18 protein-coding genes and 1 tRNA gene are annotated in these 19,376 nt (G+C 72.8%); 11 read left to right on the plus strand and 8 right to left on the minus strand.

The annotated features are described in order from the left end of the window. The 4 genes from E1291_RS17700 to E1291_RS17715 all read left to right on the plus strand — a co-directional run. Positions 1-738: acetate--CoA ligase family protein (locus tag E1291_RS17700; RefSeq protein ID WP_207400782.1), on the plus strand; the 738-nt coding region annotated here is incomplete at its 5' end. Then, the gene (locus E1291_RS17705; protein ID WP_131738924.1) at positions 738-1,898 is read left to right on the plus strand and encodes an acyl-CoA dehydrogenase family protein; all 1,161 of its coding nucleotides are present in this window, start codon (positions 738-740) and stop codon (positions 1,896-1,898) included. The genes E1291_RS17700 and E1291_RS17705, both read left to right, overlap by 1 nt. 58 nt (positions 1,899-1,956) lie before the next feature. Beyond that, entirely contained in the window at positions 1,957-3,051 is a 1,095-nt protein-coding gene (locus E1291_RS17710; RefSeq protein ID WP_131738925.1) for an ABC transporter substrate-binding protein, read from the plus strand. Between the two features lie 43 nt (positions 3,052-3,094). Beyond that, a complete protein-coding gene (locus E1291_RS17715; protein WP_131738926.1) occupies positions 3,095-3,913 on the plus strand; it encodes an SDR family oxidoreductase in 819 nt (272 codons plus the stop codon). Between the two features lie 373 nt (positions 3,914-4,286). Here the strand turns inward: E1291_RS17715 and E1291_RS17720 are convergent, their stop codons facing one another. Genes E1291_RS17720 through E1291_RS17730 form a run of 3 tightly spaced genes read right to left on the minus strand, consistent with a single transcriptional unit; the run spans position 4,287 to position 6,466 of the window. Then, on the minus strand, positions 4,287-4,856 hold the full coding sequence (locus E1291_RS17720; protein WP_131738927.1) for a carboxymuconolactone decarboxylase family protein: 570 nt from the start codon (positions 4,854-4,856) through the stop codon (positions 4,287-4,289). After that, positions 4,853-5,731, minus strand: coding sequence for an MBL fold metallo-hydrolase (locus tag E1291_RS17725; protein ID WP_131738928.1), 879 nt, complete (start codon positions 5,729-5,731; stop codon positions 4,853-4,855). The genes E1291_RS17720 and E1291_RS17725 overlap by 4 nt, the downstream gene beginning before the upstream one ends. 33 nt (positions 5,732-5,764) lie before the next feature. Continuing rightward, positions 5,765-6,466, minus strand: a complete 702-nt coding sequence (locus tag E1291_RS17730; protein WP_131738929.1) for a hypothetical protein — start codon at positions 6,464-6,466, stop codon at positions 5,765-5,767. Between the two features lie 256 nt (positions 6,467-6,722). On the opposite strand from E1291_RS17730, the gene E1291_RS17735 reads away from it, so the two are divergent. From E1291_RS17735 to E1291_RS17760, 6 genes are all read left to right on the plus strand, one after another. Next, a tRNA-Ile gene (locus E1291_RS17735) sits at positions 6,723-6,796 on the plus strand. A 234-nt stretch (positions 6,797-7,030) separates the two neighbouring features. Next, positions 7,031-8,584 carry a helix-turn-helix domain-containing protein gene (locus E1291_RS17740; protein WP_131738930.1) on the plus strand — a complete coding sequence of 518 codons (1,554 nt, stop codon included), beginning with the start codon at positions 7,031-7,033 and terminating at the stop codon, positions 8,582-8,584. A 9-nt stretch (positions 8,585-8,593) separates the two neighbouring features. Further along, positions 8,594-9,127: a GNAT family N-acetyltransferase gene (locus tag E1291_RS17745; protein ID WP_131738931.1), complete on the plus strand. Its 534-nt coding sequence runs from the start codon at positions 8,594-8,596 to the stop codon at positions 9,125-9,127. 401 nt (positions 9,128-9,528) lie between these two features. Then, positions 9,529-10,200, plus strand: a complete 672-nt coding sequence (locus E1291_RS17750; protein ID WP_131738932.1) for an LppX_LprAFG lipoprotein — start codon at positions 9,529-9,531, stop codon at positions 10,198-10,200. Next, positions 10,197-11,717, plus strand: coding sequence for an MFS transporter (locus E1291_RS17755; RefSeq protein WP_131738933.1), 1,521 nt, complete (start codon positions 10,197-10,199; stop codon positions 11,715-11,717). The genes E1291_RS17750 and E1291_RS17755 overlap by 4 nt, the downstream gene beginning before the upstream one ends. A gap of 159 nt (positions 11,718-11,876) precedes the next feature. Further along, positions 11,877-12,488, plus strand: coding sequence for an Rv1733c family protein (locus E1291_RS17760; protein WP_131738934.1), 612 nt, complete (start codon positions 11,877-11,879; stop codon positions 12,486-12,488). A 6-nt stretch (positions 12,489-12,494) separates the two neighbouring features. On the opposite strand, the gene E1291_RS17765 is transcribed toward E1291_RS17760, so the two are convergent. Genes E1291_RS17765 through E1291_RS17775 form a run of 3 tightly spaced genes read right to left on the minus strand, consistent with a single transcriptional unit; the run spans position 12,495 to position 15,273 of the window. After that, positions 12,495-12,914, minus strand: a complete 420-nt coding sequence (locus tag E1291_RS17765) for a MarR family winged helix-turn-helix transcriptional regulator (protein WP_131738935.1) — start codon at positions 12,912-12,914, stop codon at positions 12,495-12,497. A gap of 16 nt (positions 12,915-12,930) precedes the next feature. Beyond that, positions 12,931-14,385, minus strand: a complete 1,455-nt coding sequence (locus E1291_RS17770) for an MFS transporter (RefSeq protein ID WP_131738936.1) — start codon at positions 14,383-14,385, stop codon at positions 12,931-12,933. A 45-nt stretch (positions 14,386-14,430) separates the two neighbouring features. Next, entirely contained in the window at positions 14,431-15,273 is an 843-nt protein-coding gene (locus E1291_RS17775; RefSeq protein ID WP_131738937.1) for an ABC transporter ATP-binding protein, read from the minus strand. A gap of 303 nt (positions 15,274-15,576) precedes the next feature. On the opposite strand from E1291_RS17775, the gene E1291_RS17780 reads away from it, so the two are divergent. Further along, positions 15,577-16,428, plus strand: coding sequence for a siderophore-interacting protein (locus E1291_RS17780; RefSeq protein WP_131738938.1), 852 nt, complete (start codon positions 15,577-15,579; stop codon positions 16,426-16,428). Positions 16,429-16,446: 18 nt separating this feature from the next. Here E1291_RS17780 and E1291_RS17785 read toward each other — a convergent pair whose 3' ends face one another. Together E1291_RS17785 and E1291_RS17790 are read right to left on the minus strand one after the other, a co-directional pair. Then, positions 16,447-18,621: an MMPL family transporter gene (locus E1291_RS17785; RefSeq protein WP_131738939.1), complete on the minus strand. Its 2,175-nt coding sequence runs from the start codon at positions 18,619-18,621 to the stop codon at positions 16,447-16,449. 68 nt (positions 18,622-18,689) lie between these two features. Then, positions 18,690-19,235, minus strand: a complete 546-nt coding sequence (locus tag E1291_RS17790; RefSeq protein WP_131738940.1) for a DUF6939 family protein — start codon at positions 19,233-19,235, stop codon at positions 18,690-18,692. Positions 19,236-19,376 lie beyond the last annotated feature (141 nt).

Genomic DNA, 19,376 nt, shown 5'->3' on the forward strand with positions numbered 1-19,376 from the left:
GCCCTGCTCGACGGCCGCGCCGGAGCGCTGCCCGAGGCCGACGCCAAACGGCTGCTGTCGCTGTACGGGATCGCCGCGCCGCCCGGCGAGGTGGCCGCCGACGCCGACGCGGCGGCCGAGGTCGCCGCCCGGATCGGCTACCCGGTGGTCGCCAAGCTCCACGCGCCCGGCGTCGCCCACAAGTCCGACATCGGCGGCGTCGAGGTCGGCCTGCGCGACGAGGCGGCACTGCGCGCGGCGTTCGGCCGGATCCTGCGGCGGCACGCCGCCGCGACCGGCGCGGCGGCGGACGCCGGGGCCGGCGGTCCGGCGCCCGAAGTGCTCGTGGAGCGGATGGCGGGACCGGGCACCGAGCTGATCGTCGGCGGGCGCACCGACGCCGCCGGGACGCTCGTCGTCGTCGGCGCGGGCGGCGTGCTCACCGAGCTGCTCGGCGACTCCGCGAACCTGCTCTGGCCGTTCACCCCCGCCGACGTGGCCGAGGCCCTCGGACGGCTGCGGATCGGTGCGCTCCTCGGCGGCTACCGGGGCGGCCCGCCGGCCGACGTCGGCGCGCTGGCCGAGACCGCGGTCCGGGTGGGACGGCTGCTGGCCGGCCTCCCCGAGATCACCGAGATCGATGTCAACCCGCTGCTGTGCGGGCCCGCGGGCGAGGGCTGCCTGGCGCTGGACGCGCTGGTCGTCCTCGGCGATCCCGCGGGGGCCTCCGGACCGGCGGAGAAAGGACGGCTGGACTGATGGACTTCACGATCCCCGACCACCTCGTGGAGTTCCGCGAGACGGTGCGCCGGTTCACCGAGACCGAGCTCATCCCCCACGAGGACTACGTGGAGGAGCACGACGGGCTGCCGGAGGAGGTCGAACGGCGGATCCGGGACCGGGCCCGCGCGATCGGGCTGAACTCCATGGGCATGCCCGAGGAGGTCGGCGGCGCGGGCATGGACGTCCTCGGCCAGGTGCTCGTGACCGAGGAGCTGTTCCGCGCGCTCGGCGGCGTCGCCGAGGTCGTGCCGTCCGCGCCGAGCGTCCTGCTGGCCTGCGCCGGGGAACAGCGCGAGCGGTTCCTCCTCCCCTGCGTCCGCGGGGACCTCCAGTGGTGCTTCGCGCTGACCGAGCCCGACACCGGCTCGGACGCGGCGGGCATCCGCACCCGCGCCGAGCTCCGGGACGGCTCCTGGGTCATCAACGGGCGCAAGCGGTTCATCAGCCACGCCGACTCGGCGGACTTCGCCATCGTCTTCGCGCTCACCCATCCCGGCCGCGAGCAGGACCGCATCACCGCGTTCCTGGTGGAGAAGGGCACGCCCGGGTTCGCCGTCGGGCAGCTCCACAAGACGATGGGGCACCGCGGCTACCGGCAGGCGGAGCTCGTCCTCGACGACTGCGCCGTCCCCGAGGGCAACGTCCTCGGCGAGCCGGGACGCGGCTTCGGCATCGCCCACGGCGGGCTGAGCAACGGCCGGATCATGACCGCCGCCCGGTGCCTCGGCCCGATGGCCCGGCTCATCGACGACGGCGTGCAGTGGTCCGGGCAGCGCGTGCAGTTCGGCCGCCCCATCGCCGACTACCAGGCGATCCAGTTCATGCTCGCCGACTGCGCCGTCGACCTGCACGCCGCCCGCCTCATGACCTACAACGCCGCCTGGAGCGCCGACCAGGGCGAGCCCCCCAAGCTCGTCCACGCGAAGGCGTCGGCGGCCAAGCTGTTCGCCAGCGAGGCGCTGGGGCGGGTCGCCGACCGCGTCCTGCAGATCTTCGGCGGCACCGGCTACATGAACGAGACCTACGTCGAACGCGCCTACCGCAACGCCCGGATCGAGCGCATCTGGGAGGGCACCTCCGAGATCCAGCGCATCATCATCGCCCGCAACCTGCTCAAACGAGGAATGTTCCGCTGAGCCGCCCCCCGCCCGGTCACCACCGTCCCCGCGCCCACCCCACGAAGGACAGAACGACATGAAGTTCTCCGGCAGCTCACACGGTCCCTCGATCTCCCGCCGCGGCGTCCTCAAAGGCGGCGCCCTCCTCGCGGGAGGACTCGCCGCCGCGCCCGTCCTCGGCGCCTGCGGCGGCGGATCCGGCGGCAAGAAGCGCGTCGTGGTCGCCGACTGGGGCGGCGCCCTGGTCGAGGCCGAGAAGAAGTACATCTTCGAGCCGTTCAGCAAGGAGACCGGCATCGAGGTCGTCGTGGCCGGGCCGCCGACCGGCGCCAAGATCAAGGCGATGGTCGACACCGGCAACATCGAGTGGGACCTCATCGCCGGCGGGCCGGGCACCGTCCTGCCGATCGGGCGGAACTACTTCGAGAAGCTGCCCGACTCGCTGCTCAACATTCCCGGCCTCGACCCGTCCTACGTGGACCCGAACTGGCTGACCTACTACCTCTTCTCCGTCGTCATGGCCTGGAACACCTCGGTGCTCGGCGCCGGGAAGAAGCTGACGGGCTGGGCGGACTTCTGGGACACCGAGAAGTTCCCCGGACGCCGGACGCTGCGCGGCGCCGACAACGGCGTCCCCCCGGACATGGAGTTCGCGGTGCTGTCCGACGGCGTCGACACGAAGTCGGTGTACCCGATCGACGTCGACCGCGCCTTCCGCCGCTTCGACAAGATCAAGGGCCAGGTGCCGCAGTGGTGGGTGTCGGGAGCCCAGCCCGGCCAGATGCTCGTCAGCAAGCAGGTCGCCGCCTCCAGCATCTTCTCCGGCCGCATCGGCGAGCTCAAGGCGAAGGGCGCGCCGCTCGACTTCACCTGGAACGGCGGCATGTTCGAGCTGGCGAGCTGGTCGGTCGTGAAGGGCGCGCCGAACAAGGAGAACGCCTTCAAGCTGATGGAGTACTCCGTCCGGCCCGAGGTGCAGGCCCTGGTCTGGAGCAAGTACCCCAACGGCCCCGCGAACTCCAAGGCCCTCGGCCTGATGGACAAGGAGTTCGCGAAGACCCTGCCCTCGCACCCCGCGAACCTGGAGGTGCAGTTCCTCCAGAACAGCGAGTGGTGGGGCGCGAACCGCGACCCCGTCCTGAAGCGCTTCCAGCAGTTCGCGAAGTCCTGACACCGGACGGCACCGCACCGTCCCGCGCACCGAGGAGAACCCCGTGGAATCACTGGCAGGCCGCGCCTATCTCCTCACCGGAGGCGGCACCGGCATCGGCGCGGCCACCGCCCTCCACCTCGCCCGGCTCGGCGCGTCGGTGACCGTCCTCGGACGCCGCCGGGAGCCGCTGGAGTCGGTCGCCGCCGAGGTGGAGCGCCGGGGCGGGCACGCCCTGGCGCATCCCGCCGACGTCCGCGACCCGGCGGCCGTCGAGGCGGCCGTCGAGGCGGCGGTGGCCCGGTTCGGCCGGATCGACGGGCTGGTCAACAACGCCGCCGGCAACTTCGTCGCCGCCGCCGAGGACCTGTCCCCGAACGGCTGGCGCGCGGTCGTCGACATCGTCCTCAACGGCACGTGGAACTGCACCTCGGCGGTGGCCCGGTGGATGATCGGCGCGGGCCGTCCCGGCTCGGTCGTCAGCGTCGTCGCGACCTACGCCTGGACGGGTCACCCGGGCACCGTGCACAGCGCCGCGGCCAAGGCCGGGGTCGTCGCGATGACCAGGACCCTCGCCGTCGAGTGGGCCCGGCACGGCATCCGGCTCAACTGCGTCGCCCCCGGCGCCACCGAGACCGAGGGCGCGGGCGGCGCGCTGTGGGCCGATCCCGAGGACCGGGAGCGCGTGCTGGCGTCGGTGCCGATGCGCCGCCTCGCCGCCCCGCCCGAGATCGCCGACCTGACCGGCTTCCTGCTGAGCGACCGCGCCGGGTACGTCACCGGCGCGGTCCTCACCGCCGACGGCGGGCAGTCGCTCGGCCGGCAGATCTACGGCCCGCCGCTCCACGCGGACGCCGGGTCCGGCACCGGGGCCCTGCGCTGACCGTCCCGCCGGCCGGCCGCCGCACCCCCGCCCCTCGTGTGCACCCGGCGGCCGGCCGGCGGGACCCGACAGCACGCCGCCCCGCACAGCGGTCGCCCCCGCCATGCTCCCCCACCCGATGGACCTGCCCAGACCTAGGACGAAGCGTCGCCCGCCGTCCCTACACGGCGCACCACCGAGAAGGCCCGTCTCCGCCGGCCTGCCCGGACTCTGGAAAGGCGGCGAGGGTCGAGCGCCTGCATGACGCCATGCGCGGCGTCCTCATCGTGTGGCCCGTGCTCCGGTGTGTCCGTGCGCGACGAGAAAGGGTGCCTTCGCCCGCCCCGGGTGTCCGGGGCGGGTCAGCGCAGGCCGGTTCTCCCTCGGCGGCGGGTCAAGCGCGGCCCGAGCCGGACGCGGGGAAACCGGGCAGGTCCGGCTCGGGCCGCACGCCGAGCGAGTTCAGCGTCACCGCGACCGTCCAGTACCGGCCGACCACGGCGATCAGGTCGATGAGCTGTGCCTCGTCGTACACCCGCGCCAGGGCGCGCCACGCGCCGTCCGAGAGGCGCCCGTCGTCGTGCAGCTCGTCCACGGCGCGCAGCAGGACGACCTCGAAGTCCGTCCACCCCGGCGCGTCCGGACCGGCGGCGACCCGCTCGATCTCCTCCGCCGTCAGCCCGGCGGCGCGTCCCATCCGGGTGTGCTGACCGAAGGCGTACTCCGAGCGCAGCCGCCAAGCCGTCCGCAGGATGGCCAGCTCGCGGTCGCGCGCGGGCAGCGGCGACCCGTCCAGCAGGTATTCCTGGAGCGGCCGCTGCGCCTTCATCAGGCCGGGCGCGTGCGCCCACGTCCGGGAGACGTGGGCGGTGACGCTCCAGGCGTCCGCGCCGAACAGCTCGCGCTCCAGCCGGTGGTAATCCTCGACCGGCATCGGGGCGATCCGGGGCTCCTCCGGGTTCACGACGCCTCCTCGGTGTGCCGGGACAGAGCGCGCACTCCGCCGTCCTCGCCGCGCTCCACTCCGACGGCCGTCGGGATCGGGAAGTGCGGCGCCAGGATCGTCGCCCGCCGGTCCGCCGCGAGCGCGAACACCCGCTCGCGGCTGCGCACCGACTCGGCCGGGTCGTGGTCGACCGACGGCAGCCAGCACGGATGCTCCACGTGCGCGGGATGGTGCACCAGATCCCCGGCGAGGATCGCGGTCTCCCCACCTGACTCCACCACCACCGACACGTGCCCGGGGGTGTGACCGTGCGTGGGCAGGACGGAGATCTCGTCCGACAGGCGCAGAGCCCCGGCGAAGGCGTGCAGCCGCCCTGCCGCCTCGACGGCCCGCAGCCGTACCCGGGCCTGAGCGGCCATGTCCCGGTTGAAGGCGATGGCCTCGACCTCGTCGCCCGTCCAATAGGCGACCTCGCGCTCGTGGACGTGCACGGTCGCGTTCGGGAAGGTCAGCGTGCCCTCGTCGTCCTTGACCAGCCAGCCGCAGTGGTCGGCGTGCAGGTGCGTCTGCACGACGTGGTCGACGTCCTCCGGGCCGATGCCGAGGGCCGCCAGCCCGGCCGGCAGCTCCCCCGCGCCCGCCAGCCCGGGTTTCTCCCCCGCGCGATGCCCCCAGCCCGTGTCGACGACGGTGACATGGCCGTCGCCCGTGACGGCGAACCCGCCGAACGACACGGTGAAAGGCGCGTCGGGGTCGTCGACGCCCACCGCGGGCATCCACTCCGCCGGCTCGGCGCCGGTGAACCAGTAGCGCCGGGGACCCACGGCCACTCCGTCACTGAGCTGCGACACCCGCATGCGGCCGACGCTGATCGTCGACGTCCCGGAAGGCACCCGTCCCCACTCCTGTTCCGCTGTCCGAACCACTCAGCTCGCCCGCCGGTACTTGACCCGCCACCGGACCCGGCGCTTCTCCCAGGCCCGCGGACCCGGCGTGAGCACGGCCCCCGCGGGCGGGGCCGGCGGCTCCGCGTCCTCCGCCTCGTACACAGCGCAGTAGCGGGGGCAAGCCGGCGCGGGATGCGAGAACTCGTGCCAGAGCTGGAAACGCGAGCCCCGGTCGTACCCGAACCCCGCGACGATCTCCGGGAGGTGCGTCCGCGTGTAGAACTCGTCGAACTCCGCAACCTCGGCGGCGGTCGCGTCGGCGGCCGGGTCCATCCCGATCATGGCCATCCGGCCCGGGACCAGGTCGGGTCCGCCCGTCGAGCCGGTGTTCCGCCAGATCATCCGCCAGACGGCCGAGGCCCGCCGAAACGCCGGAGGCCCCGGGGTGTACGTCACCCGGGCCTCCTCCGGGCCGCGCAGCCGGTCCAGGAAGCGGCGCGCGGAGTCCTCGCCGTCGATCCCGTACACCGCCAGCCAGGGCGGGACCTCGTCCGACGCGACCGGGTCGGTCAGCTCGTAGCGCGCCGCGCTGACGAACCCCTCGTTACGGTCGACGACCTCGGCGAGATGCACCTCGTCATAGAAGCGGGCGAACTCGCCGATCTCGGCGACCGGCTCGCCCGGCCGGGTGGCGAGACCCACCGCGAAGAAGAACGGGCAGCTCAGCGGCTGTCTCCCCATGGCCGTCGCCCACCTCCGGCTCCCGAACCCCGCGAACGGAGGACTCGATCACAATGCTCTAAAATGAACCATACAGTCCGAACGGTGTCAATGAAATGGATCGTGCCAACACCCGCCCCGCCCGACGCCCCGCCCCCCGCCGACCGCAGGTCACAGCCCCATCCGCCATTCGCGGTGGCCCCCGCCGACCCCCCACCGCTAAGATGACACGCGGCACGCCCCCGGCCGCCACGGCACGTTCACGGGGCACGCCTCGGGGGCGGTAGCTCAGCTGGTCAGAGCAGGAGACTCATAATCTTCGGGTCGCGGGTTCGAGTCCCGCCCGCCCCACACGCCACCCTCCCCTGCTCGCCAGCCTTCGGCCGCCTTCGCCGAGCGCCGCAATCCCACCCGGGGGACGACCCCCGAACCCCCGATCTCAGAGGCTCCGCCCCCCAACCCCCACCCCTCCCCCGCCGCACCTCTGTGGCATCCCCGCCGCATCCTCCGCCTGACCTCCGGGAAGGCTGTCAGCATAGGCAGCGAAGCACCCGCCCAGCCGGACGCCCAGGGGAGACGCCCACCGTGACCAGCACCCCCCAGCCTCGCCGCTGCTTCGCCCACACCCGGCGCACGGTCGGCCACACCCAAGAGTCCTTGGCCTTGCTCCTGGGGGTTGAGCGTTCCACGGTCGCCCGCTGGGAGAGCGGCGAGACCGAACCCCAGCCCTATATCCGTCCCAAGCTGGCAGACGCTCTCAAGCTCTCCCTTGAGGAATTGGCCGTCCTCCTCGCCGGTCCACTCACCAAGCCGCAGCCCAAGCCCAAGCCACTCTCACCCCTCAACGTCCGAGTTGGTGTCCGTCTCCAGGCCGAACGTGAGGCCAGGGGCTGGGGCAAGTACGAAACCGCCCGCAGACTATTTCAGGCCGCCGGTATTTCAACCGGCAAGCTGCAATCGCTCGTCCGCCAGATTCGCCAGTGGGAAACCGGCAAACACTATCCCCGTGACTGGGCCGGCGCCTACGCCAAATTGTTCGAGATGGAGGAATCCGAGCTGTTTGGTAGTATGGATGTTCACGCCCCCGCCGTCGGAGAGAGCGAGGAAGCCGTGAAACGCCGCAAGCTACTCGAAAGCCTTGCCACCCTTGGTGCGGCCACAGCCGCCGAGGGGAAAGCTCTTGCTTTTATTCGCGACGCATTTAATGCGTCGCTCGCGTCTCATGGCTACGAGTACACCGCCGAGGACTGGCAAGAATTAGCCTACGAATACACGCATAGCTTTCTTGTTACCCCGCGCCATGTCCTCATGCCCGAACTCGCCGCCGACATCCTGGCACTGCAAGAAGCTTTGAACCAAGACGCGAATATCAATCAGCTTGCCGAGCTCTACCACTCCGGCGCGATTTTGGCCGCCATCCTGGCCATGACGGCAAACTCCCTTGGATTGCCCCGGGAATCACGTAATTGGTGGCGCTCCGCACGGCACTATGCAGCCGTATCAGGCAATCGCGACCTGGGGGTGTGGGTACAAGGCTACGAGTCGGTAGACATCTTGTATCAAGGGCGACCATTCCGCTTGGTTCTCGACCGCGCCGAGTCCGCCATCCGCCTCTCTCAAGGTCACGTCTCGCCTGGACTCTTGGAAGCCATGGCCTGCAAAGCGCAGGTTTTGGCCCAGATTGGAGCGGCCGACGAGGCCGCTACCGCCCTCCGTCAAACTCGGAGAACCTTTGAGGCATTGCCTGGTGCGTTGACTGAAGATCGTGCCTCACTTCTCACCTGGCCCGAACACAGGCTTTTGCACACTGAAAGCTTTGTCCACTCCGCCATCGGACCGACCAAGCACGCCGAGCAAGCGCACGTCGCCGCACTGAACGCCTACGCGCCAGAAAGAGTCGCCGCCCGCGCTCAAATTTCACTGCACCGAGCAACAACCCTCGTGCGGGCCGGGAATATAGGGGACGGCATCACCCTCGCCGAGCAGAGTCTGACCGTCCTTCCAACTGCTCACCATACCCACTACGTGCGAGTCATAGCAGGCAAGGTACTGGAAGCCGTACCCAAGAATGAGGTCAACAGGCCGGCCGTGGGTCAGTACCGTGAACGCCTGGCTCTGCCGAGCCCGAGCGAAGGGTAAATCAAGAAGATGACCGCGCCGCAACTCTCCCGTCATACCGGCCTGGAAGCATCTTCACTTCTTGATGGTATTGCCGATGTCTACGATGAGGTCTATTCCGAACCGCCCTACAACTCCGGCCCACTGTTTGCTCGCAGCGCGTTTCTAGAGCGCACTCGATCCCAGCTCGGCGCCGACGGATTCGCCCTCGTGACGGCCGAAGTGGACGGCAAGTTCGCCGGTTTCTCCTTTGGCTTTTCACTTGGGTCACGTTGGTGGGGTGGCGACACATCGTCGTCGCCACCACATGAGATTCAGAAGGCCACCAAGTTCGCCGTGATCGAACTGGTGGTGCGCCGGCCGTTCCGGGGTTCAGGTCTCGGTAGCGGCCTACTCGCTGAACTACTGGTCGAACGATCAGAGGAGTACGCCACATTGCTGTCGGTGCCGGAAGCGCCAGCCCATGCGATGTATGAACGATGGAACTGGCGCACCGTCGGGACCGTCCAGCCGAGAGCCGACGCGCCGGTGATGGATGCGATGGTGAAGGAATTGCACTCGTAAATGGCAACACCCCTATCGTCGGGGGCGGTGCCGTCCGGGTGCGTGCCGGTCTGAGCAACGACGCGGGTTAGATCGTCGAGGAGGTCAGAGCGGTTTGCGTCGCGTCTGACTGCCTCCGCGCGCCCCCTTCCCTGCTCGTCGGCCTGTGGCCGCCTTCGCCGTGGCCGCCATTCCACCCGGGGGGACGCCCCGACCAGCCCGCATCAGCACCCCGCACCGGTTCCCGGGGTCCGTCGTGGGCCCCGATCGGCCCGCTCACCCTGCGGGGTTACTGTCCGTTGGAGGGGTCGGCGTAGTCGGATGGGGGTGGAGGCGGTGGGGAAATATCCTCCCTGCGGCTGGGGCATGTCATACCTCGTACCGAGTGACGGCGGCGATTGCCCGTCGGTAGGGTCCGGCATATGTCCAGACGCATCCTCGTCCTTGTCCCCCTGCTGGCCGTGGCCAGTGCCTGCGGAGGAGGCGGGTCCGGCGAGAAGAAGGCGGACTTCGACGCCGCGGGGACGCTCAAGCAGGCGTCGACGGCGATGGCGGGCGTGCGGAGTGTCGCGTTCAGGATGGAGTCGGAGGGCAAGCCCCCGCTCACGGTGAACGGCGGCGACGTCAAGCTGCTGCGCAACGGTGACGCGCAGGGGACGCTGACCATGCGGCAGTCCGGGATGAACATCGAGATGAAGGTCGTCGCGACCGGGAACAGCGTCTACCTCAACCCCGGGACGGGCGGCTGGCAGAAGCTGCCGCGCGCGCTTGCCGCGTTGCGGTACGACCCGTCGGCCGTGCTCGACCCCGACCGGGGCATCGTCGGGCTGCTCGGCTCCGTGCGGGCGCCGAAGGCCGAGGCCGTGGAGAAGGTGAACGGCAAAGAGGCCTACCGCGTCGCGGGGACGCTGCCCAAGGACCGGGTGGCAGGGCTGCTCCCCGGCGTCGGTTCCGACATCGACGGCAAGGTGTGGGTGGGCAAGGCCGACCACAGGCTGCTGAAGGTGCGCGGGGTGTTCCCCGGCGGCAAGGACGCGGTGGTCGTCTCGTTCACCGAGTTCGATGCCCCCTACAAGATCAGCGCACCGCGGTGAGCTCGCGGCGCCGGATCGCGATCGGGGCCGGCGGCGCCGTGGTGCTGCTGGCCGCGCTGGACGCCTACGTCGTCACGACGATCCTGGTGCCGGTCGTCAAGGACCTCCGCATCCCCGTCAACCGGCTGGAACGGGTGACGCCGGTCCTCACCGGCTTCCTGCTCGGGTACGTGGCCGCGATGCCCTTGCTCGGGCAGCTGTCGGACCGGTTCGGGCGGCGTCCGCTCCTGCAGGCGTGCCTGCTGTTCTTCGCGGCCGGCTCGGTCGTCACCGCGCTGGCCGGGGACGTCCCGCTGCTGACGGCCGGACGGGTCGTGCAGGGTGTCGCGGGCGGCGCGCTGCTGCCGGTGACGATGGCGCTCGCCGGGGACCTGTGGGACGAGCGGCAGCGGCCGGTGGTGCTCGGCGCGGTGGGCGCCGCGCAGGAGCTCGGCAGCGTGCTCGGCCCGCTGTACGGCGCGGGCGTCGCGGCGGCGCTGGACTGGCGGGCGATCTTCTGGATCAACCTGCCGCTGGTGGCCGCCGCGATGGCGGCGGTGCAGTACGCGGTGCCGGGCGGCCGCCGGGAGGGGCCGCGGCCCGGCGTGGACGCCGTCGGCGGGCTGCTGCTCGCGGCGGGCCTCGGCCTGCTCGTCGCCGGGGTGTACAACCCGGAGCCGGAGGAGGCGGCGCTGCCGCCGTGGGGCCCGCCGGTGCTCGCGGCGGGCGTCGTCGTGCTCGCCGCGTTCGCCGGATGGGAGACGCGGGCCCGCACCCGGCTGCTCGACCTCGCCGGGGTACGGCGCGGGCCGCTGCTGGCCGCGCTGGGCGTGAGCCTGCTGTCGGGGGCGGCGCTGATGGTGACGCTGGTCGACGTGGTCCTGGTCGCGCAGACCGTCCTGCACAAGGACCCGGTGGACGGGGCGCTGCTGCTGACCCGGTTCCTCGTGGCGCTGCCCGTCGCGGCGGTCGCCGGGGGCCTGCTGGCCCGGCGCGCCGGCGAGCGGTGGCCGATGGCGGGCGGGATGCTCCTCGCCGCGGGCGGCTACCTGCTCATCGCCGGCTGGCCCGCCGACCCGGCCGCGGCCTCGTACGGGCCGCTGCCCCGGATGGACGCCGACCTCGTCGTGACGGGCCTCGGGCTCGGCCTGGTGATCGCGCCGGTGTCGTCGGCGGCGCTGGCGGCGGTCCCCGCCGCGCGGCACGGCGTCGCGTCGGCCACCGTGGTCGTCGCGCGGATGATGGGGATGCTGCTGGGGGTCTCGGCCCTGTCGGCGTGGGGTTTCCACCGCTTCCACGTGCTGACCGCGGACCTGCGCCCGCCGCTGCCGTTCATGATCTCCGACGCCGAGTTCGCGCGGCGGCTCACGGTGTACCAGGCGGCGGTACGGGACGCGCTGCGCACCGAGTACCGGGAGATCTTCTGGATCACCGCGGGCCTGTGCCTCCTCGGGGCGCTGCTCGCGCTCGCCGCGGGGACGCGGCGGGACGGCGCCGGACGGGCCGCCCCGCCCCGGGAGGGCGTCCTGACACGGTGATGCGGTGACCGGTTACGGTCATCGGATCGGCATACCGGGCCTGATCTGGGAAAGGATTCGGCCATGTGGCATGTGCCGGATGACGAGGCCGGGAATATTCTGGGAAACGACGGCCAAAGGTCTCTTGCCGGGAGGGCTTTCTCCGGGGAGGTGACACGGATGCGCAGGTTCGGCATCGGCAAGGGCGCGCCGGTCCTCCGGCTGCGCCGCAGGCTCGGGCTGGAGCGCAACGCGTTGCGCCGCCCCATCGACCGCGTCCAGCGCAGAGCCGCCCTCGCACTGCTCATGCTGCTGATCGTGGCCGGGCCGCCGCTGGCGGCGCTGGCGGCGGCGTGGTCCTACGAGTCCGGCGTGCACGCCGAGCGCGCTGAACGGGCGAGCCGCCACCAGGTCACGGCCACGGTCACCGCGACGGGCGGGATCGGCTCGGCCGGCGACCGGTACGTCCACGAGACGGTGCAGGCCAGCTGGCCCGGCCACCAGGGCAAGGTCGTCAACGGCACGCTGCCGAGCTGGAAGAAGGCCAAGGTCGGCGCGGTGCGCACCATCTGGGTGGACCGGAACGACGAGCCGAGCGTGCGGCCGCGGCCGCACGGCAGGACCCTCACCGACGCCTCCTACGCGGGCGTCGCGACCGTCCTCGGCCTGTCGATGCCGCTGCTGCTGACGTACGCGCTCGTCCGGCGGCGCTGTGACCGGCACCGCGACGCGCTGTGGGAGGCCGACTGGGAGCGGATGGACGCCGACGCGGGGCACAACCCGCGGTCCTGACCCCGCTCAGCCGCCGTCGACCAGACGGGCGGCGATCCGGTCGAGGGCGGCGAGGTCCTCGGGCGGCAGCCCGTACAACTCGGCCGGCGGCGTGCCCATGATCTCCTCGGCCCGCGCCGCCGCGGCCCGGCCCGCCGCCGTGACCGTGACGATCTTCGAGCGCCGGTCGGCGGGGTTCGGCGTGCGCTCCACGAGCCCCCGCGCGACGAGGTCGTCCACCAGGAGGGTGGTGTAGGGACGGTCGGTGAGCAGCACGTCGGCGAGGTCGCGCAGGGTCATCGGCGCGGCGGCCAGCCGGCGCAGCGCCTTGATCCGCGCGAAGCTCATGCCGAGCGCCTCGGTGACCTCCCGCCTCCGGTCCCCGCGGTCGTGCAGCAGGATCCGCAGGTTGTGCCAGGCGCGCGTGGCCGCGTCGGGGTCGTTCATGGGGGTCTCGCTCCCGTCACGCGGCGTTCGCCGGGGTCGTGGTCCGCTCGGGACCGGTCTCGAACAGGACGGCGGTGCGCTCGGCACTGCGCGCGGCACGGCGCCCGGTGGTCAGGACGCCGAGCACGAGCACGGCCGCCCCGCACCCGGCGAGCACCCAGTATGCCGGTCGCGCGGCCGTGACGAAGCCGGTGACCTGCCCGTGGCCGCCGGTTCCGGCGGCGAGCACGGCGCCGATCACCGCGACGCCGAGGGCCTGGCCGACCTGGCGGCTGGTGGAGGCGACGGCCGCGGCCACCCCCGCCTGGGCGCGCGGCATCCCCGACACGGCGGTGTTGGTGATGGGCGGGTTCACCGTCCCGAACCCGATGCCGAACAGCACGTACGCGGCGAACAGCGTCAGGTTGGACGTCTCGGCGTCCAGCAGCGCGAACAGCAGCCCGCTGGCGAGCATCGCCGCGCCGGAGATCTGCAGCGGCAGCCGCGGGCCGCGGGCGCCGACCAGCCGCCCCGACAGCGGGCCGCACACGACGGTCATCGCCGCCATCGGCAGGAGGTAGATCCCGGCGTGCAGCGCCGACAGTCCGCGGACCTCCTGCAGGTAGAGGGTGTTGAGGAACAGGAACCCGGCGAGCGCGGCGAACGCGGAGACGGCGATGACCGTCGCGCCGGAGAACGGGACGCTGCGGAAGAAGCGCGGGTCGATGAGCGGCTCGGCGGCGCGGTGGGCGTGCCGGGCGAACCCGGCGAGCGCGAGCGCGGCGACGGCGGCGCCGCCGAGCACCCCGGGCGCGTCCCAGCCGAGGTCGGGCCCCTCGATGATCGCGAAGGTCAGGGTGCCGAGCAGCAGGATCATCAGGGCCTGGCCGAGCGGGTCGGGCCGGCGCGGCCGCGGGGCCCGCGACTCGGGGACGAACAGCGCGGTCAGCGTCAGCGCGGCCAGCCCGATCGGCAGGTTCAGCCAGAAGATCGCGCGCCAGCCGACGGAGTCGACCAGCAGCCCGCCGACGATCGGGCCCATCGCCATGCTGAGGCCGACGACGGCGCCCCACACGCCGATGGCGCGGGCGCGTTCGCGCGGCTCGGTGAAGACGTTCGTGATGATCGACATCGCCACCGGGTTGAGCATCGAGCCGCCCACCGCCTGCACGACGCGCGCGGCGACGAGCCAGCCGAGGGACGGGGCGAGGCTGCACAGCACCGAGCCCGTGGTGAACAGGAGGAGCCCGGTCTGGAAGACGCGGCGGCGGCCGAGCCGGTCGGCGGTCGAGCCGGACAGGAGCAGCAGCGAGGCCAGCACGATCAGGTAGGCGTCGATCGCCCACTGCAGGCCGGAGAGGGAGGCGTGGAAGTCGCTCCGCAACGCGGGCAGCGCGACGTTGAGGATCGTGTTGTCGAGGCTGACGATGAGCAGGCTCATGCAGCAGATGGCCAGCACGAGGAGCCGGCGGCGGGGGGTGAGTTCGGACAAGGGACCTCCAACGGTTGTATTTCTAAAACCATTGGAACTCTACAACTATTTCACGTCCTCCGGGACGGCGCTCCGGCGCCGGGCGGCGGGGACGACCAGCGGCGTCCCCGTCTCCGGGCAGTCGATCACCCGGCAGGGCAGCCCGAACACCTCCTCGACCAGGTCCGCCGTCACCACCGAGGCCGGCTCGCCCTCGGCGACGATCCGCCCGCCGCGCATCGCGAGCAGGTGCGTCGCGTAGCGGGAGGCGTGGTTCAGGTCGTGCAGGACGGCGACGACCGTGCGCCCCTCCTCGTGCAGCCGGGCGCACAGGTCGAGGACCTCGATCTGGTGCGCGATGTCGAGGTAGGTCGTCGGCTCGTCCAGCAGCAGCAGCGGCGTCTGCTGCGCCAGCGCCATCGCGATCCACACCCGCTGCCGCTGCCCGCCCGACAGCTCGTCCACCGGCCGGTCGGCGAGCCCGGCCACGCCGGTCGCGGCCATCGACTCGGCCACCACCCGCTCGTCCTCGCGGGACCACTGCCGCAGCAGCCCCTGGTGCGGGTAGCGTCCCCGCGCGACGAGGTCGGCGACCGAGATGCCGTCCGGCGCGATGGACGACTGCGGCAGCAGCCCCAGGGTGCGGGCCAGCTTCTTGGCGGGCCACCCCGCGATGGGCCGCCCGTCCAGCACCACGGCGCCCGCGGCGGGCCTGAGGATGCGGGCCAGCGCCCGCAGCAGCGTCGACTTGCCGCACGCGTTGGGCCCGACGATCACGGTGAACGAGCCGTCGGGGACCACCACGTCGAGGCCCTCGGCCACCGTCCGCCGGTCGTAGGCGAGGGTCAGGCCCGCCGCGGTCAGCCGCGCGTCCGCCGCCTGCGCGCCCGGCGCGTTCGGTTCCGTCATCAGTTCCGTCCCGTCCTCGTTCGGTCACGGGAGGCCGGCCCGGTACCCGCCGCCGAGCGGCCCGGCGGCGCGGGCGCGGGCGGGGCCTCCGTCGACGACGCCGGCGCGCTCCCCCGGGGGACGGTCCGGTGGCCGAACCGCCACTGGCCAACACCTTAGGTTAGGTTAACCTAAGCGCCCGTCGGGGCGGAATCGGTCACGGCGGGACCCGCAGGCGCTCCGGCCGAAGGGTCGCGCCCCGTTGCCGGAGCCCCTCGCGACGTCCATCCGGTCCGCCACGAAGACAGGCTGAGGAGAGCACCGATGCCCACCGCCGCCCCCGCCGACCCCTACCGCTTCTTCGACCTGCACGTCCTGCGGTCCGCGCCGCTCGGGCCCTCCATGGTCCGCGTCACCTTCGGCGGGCCGGCGCTGGACGCGGCGGACGACTCGGGGGACGCGTTCGTCTCGGCCGGCCGCGACCAGCGCTTCAAGCTGTTCCTCCCGCACCCCCACCAGGACGCGCCCGTGATGCCCGCGACCTGGTCGCCCGGCACGTGGTTCGCCGACTGGCGGGCGCTGGACCCGGCCGAACGCGGCATCATGCGCTCCTACACCGTCCGCGCGCGGCGTCCCGGCGAACTGGACGTCGACGTCGCGCTGCACCCCGGCGGCGCGTCCGGGCCCGCCGCCCGCTGGGCCGCCGCCGCGCGTCCCGGGGACCGCGTCGTCGTGCTCGGCCCGTCCGGCCCCGACAACGGCGGCTACGACTTCCGGCCGCCGCCCGGCGCCCCCGTGCTCATCGCGGGCGACCTGACCGCGCTGCCCGCCATCGCCGGGAACCTCGCCTGGCTGCCCGCCGGGACCGGCGCGCGAGTGTGGGTCGAGGTGCCGGACGCCGCCGACCGCCAGGACCTGCCGACCGAGGCCGACGCCGAGATCTCCTGGGTCGGTCCCGGCGGCCTGCTCGACGCGGTCCGCGGCGCCGAGATGCCCGGGACCTCGCCCTACGCGTGGATCGCCGGCGAGGCCGCGGTGGTCAGGGCGCTGCGCCGGCACCTGGTGAACGAGCGCGGCCTCGACCGCCGCGCCGTCACCTTCACCGGCTACTGGCGGCGCGGCGCGACCGAGGAGGACCTGCTCGCCGAGGTCGTCGCCGACGGCGCCGCGCGGTAACCGTCCCAGGACGGGCGCTCAGTCGTGGCGGGTGGGCGCGCCCCGGTACGGCTCGCCGCCCGCCGGGCCGGGCCCGGCGGCCCGCTCCTCCGCGCCCGCCATCGCCGCGGCGGCGTCCTGGTGGCCCGGCCACCACGCCGCGTGCCCGAGCAGCACCGTCACGGCCGGGACGAGGAACATCGACATGGCGAACGCCGCGAGGACCACGCCGAGCGCGACCGTCGTCCCCATCTCCTGCATCGCGTCCGCCTCGGCCAGCAGGAACGTCGCGAAGCTCCCGGCCAGGATCAGCCCCGCGGACGCGACGGTCGGCGCGGCCTGCGTGAAGGCGTGCCCGACGCCCCGCCGCGGCGAGTGCCCGGCGCGCGCCTCCTCCCGGAGCCGCGCGATGACGAGGATGTTGTAGTCGGTGCCCAGCGCCGTCACGAACAGGTACACCACCAGCGGCAGGAAGAAGATGACCCCGGCGTGCCCCCCGCCCCACTGGAACAGGGCCACGCTCGCGCCGATCGTCCCGAGGAAGCTCAGCACCACCGCCGCCATCAGGTACAGCGGCGCGACGACGCTGCGCAGCAGCAGCCCGAGGATGACGGCGATGAGGACCCCGGCGATCGGGAACACCACGGCGTAGTCGCGGTTCATCGCCTGCCGCAGGTCGACCATGACGGCCGTCTGCCCGCCCACGATCGCCTCGGTGCCGGGCGGCGCCGCGGCGTGCGCCGACCTGCGGACCGGCCCCGAGACGGTGTCCATCGCCGGCCGCGACAGCGGGTCGGTGGCGAGCTGCGCGTCGAACAGCGCGGTCCGCCCGTCGGCGCTGAAGGACGGCGCGCCCACCGCCGCCACGCCCGGCGTCGCCTTCAGCCGCGCCACCACCGGCGCGACCGCCCCCGGCGCCAGCCGGGCGCCCGACGTGCTGCGCACGAACACCTGCGTGGCCTCCTCGGCACCGGGAGGGAAGCCCTTCTCCAGGTCCTGGAGCCCCCGCGCCGCCTCCGTCCCGGACGGCGCCGCGGCCATGTTGAAGTCGGCGCTGAACCCGAGCGCGCACACCGACAGCGCGACCAGCACGGCGCCCGACACCAGCGCCACCGGCCAGGGACTGCGCCCGATCAGCCGGCCCAGCCCCGCGGCCCGGGTGTGCCGCGGCTCCGCGCGCCACGCCCGGCTCGGCCAGAACACCTTCGGGCCGAGCAGCGACACCACGGCGGGGATCAGCGTCAGCGCCGCGACCAGCGTCGTCGCGACCGCGATGCCCATCGCCGGGCCCATCGACCGGAGCATGCCGAGCGAGGCCAGGATCAGCGCGCTGAACGCGACGATCACCGCGCACGCGGCCGAGGCGATGACCTCACCGACCCGCTCCACGGCCGCGACCATCGCGCTCCGCCCGTCCTCGCCCGCGCGCAGCCGCTCCCGGTAGCGGAACAGCAGGAACAGGATGTAGTCGGTGCCCACCCCGAACAGCACGATCGGCATCAGCGACTGCGTCATGTTGTCGCCCTTGAGGCCGAACGCCGCGTTCACGCTGCCGATCAGCGACAGCGCCACCACCATCACCAGCCCGACCGTGACCAGCGGCAGGAACGCCGCCACCACGCTGCGGAAGGTGAGGATCAGCAGCACGAAGATCACCACGATGGTCGCGCCCAGCGTGATCGTGTCACTGCGCTCGTAGGACTTCTGCGCGTCGGCGTTGATCGCCGCCGTCCCGGTGAGCCGGGCGGTCAGCCCGGTGCCCCGGGTCCCGGCGGCGGCGTCGTCGCGGAGCCGGTCGACCGCCTTGCCGACGGCCGGGTCGTCGAAGCTCTCCGAGAGGAACCGCACATTGATCATCTGCACCAGCCGGTCGGCGGCCACCGGTCCCGCCGCCACCCGCTGCACGCCCTCGACGTCCGCCGCGTCCAGGCGCCCCGCCAGCCGGGCCGCGGCCGCCTGGTCCGCGGCCGTCAGCGGGCCGCCGTCCGCCCGCGTCACCGCGAAGATCGCGGTCTGCCCGCGGGTCTGCGGGAACGCGTCCCCGGTGAGGTGGAACGCCCGCACGGACTCATATGATCCGGGCAGGAAGTCGGTCTGCTGCGTGCTGGCCTTGAACTTCGGCGCGAACCCCACGAGCAGGACCGCGGCGACCACCCACACCGCGATGACCCACCAGCGGCGCCGCACCACGAATCGCGCCAATCCCCCGAACATGCCATCCCCCACTGATCACGGCATCCCCGACAACCTCCTACCCATAGCGATGAATCAGACACACTCCGTCAGAATGCGGGCCAGCGGTCCTCCACGAACGCCCGGACCAGTGCGGCGTGCGACAACGGCCTGGACTCGTCCGCCACGTCCCCGTTGACGGTGTAGTCGAGCAGGACGACGTCGCGGGCCTCCGCCAGCCCGCGCAGCTCCCCGGCCAGGCCCGCCGCCCGGTTCTCCAGCATCCACCGGTAGGCCGGCAGATAGATCTCCCGCCGCGCCCGCCCGTACGGCAGCAGGTCCTCCCCCGCCCGGTGCCCGAGCACCGGCCCGTACCTGCGCACCGTCCGCTTGATCCCCTTCATCGAGGTGACCGCGAACCTGGACGGGTCGGCTCCGGCGCCCGCGAAGACCTTGAGGCCCTGCCAGATCCCCTCGACGGACTCGGCGAAGACGCCCGGGCAGAACGGCACGGGAATCCCGCCGTGCGGATAGAACGGGCTGAACCGCACCCACGGCTCGTCCGCCCGGGACGTCACGTCCAGGATCAGGGCACCGGGGTGCGCCGCCTCGACCGCCGCCCGGGAGCGCCGCCGGCTCACGACATGAATGGCCACCGCACCACCCTGCCGCCCGCCACCGACAGTTCGGCCGGCACCCGCCGCCCCCGGCCCGCCGGCACCCGGCGCGACCGGACGGCCTCGGCGAACACGCGACCGGGGTGCCCACAGGGCGGGGCCAGGGCCGGGACGTTTCAC

Source organism: Actinomadura roseirufa, from assembly GCF_900659635.1.
Lineage (GTDB): Bacteria > Actinomycetota > Actinomycetes > Streptosporangiales > Streptosporangiaceae > Spirillospora > Spirillospora roseirufa.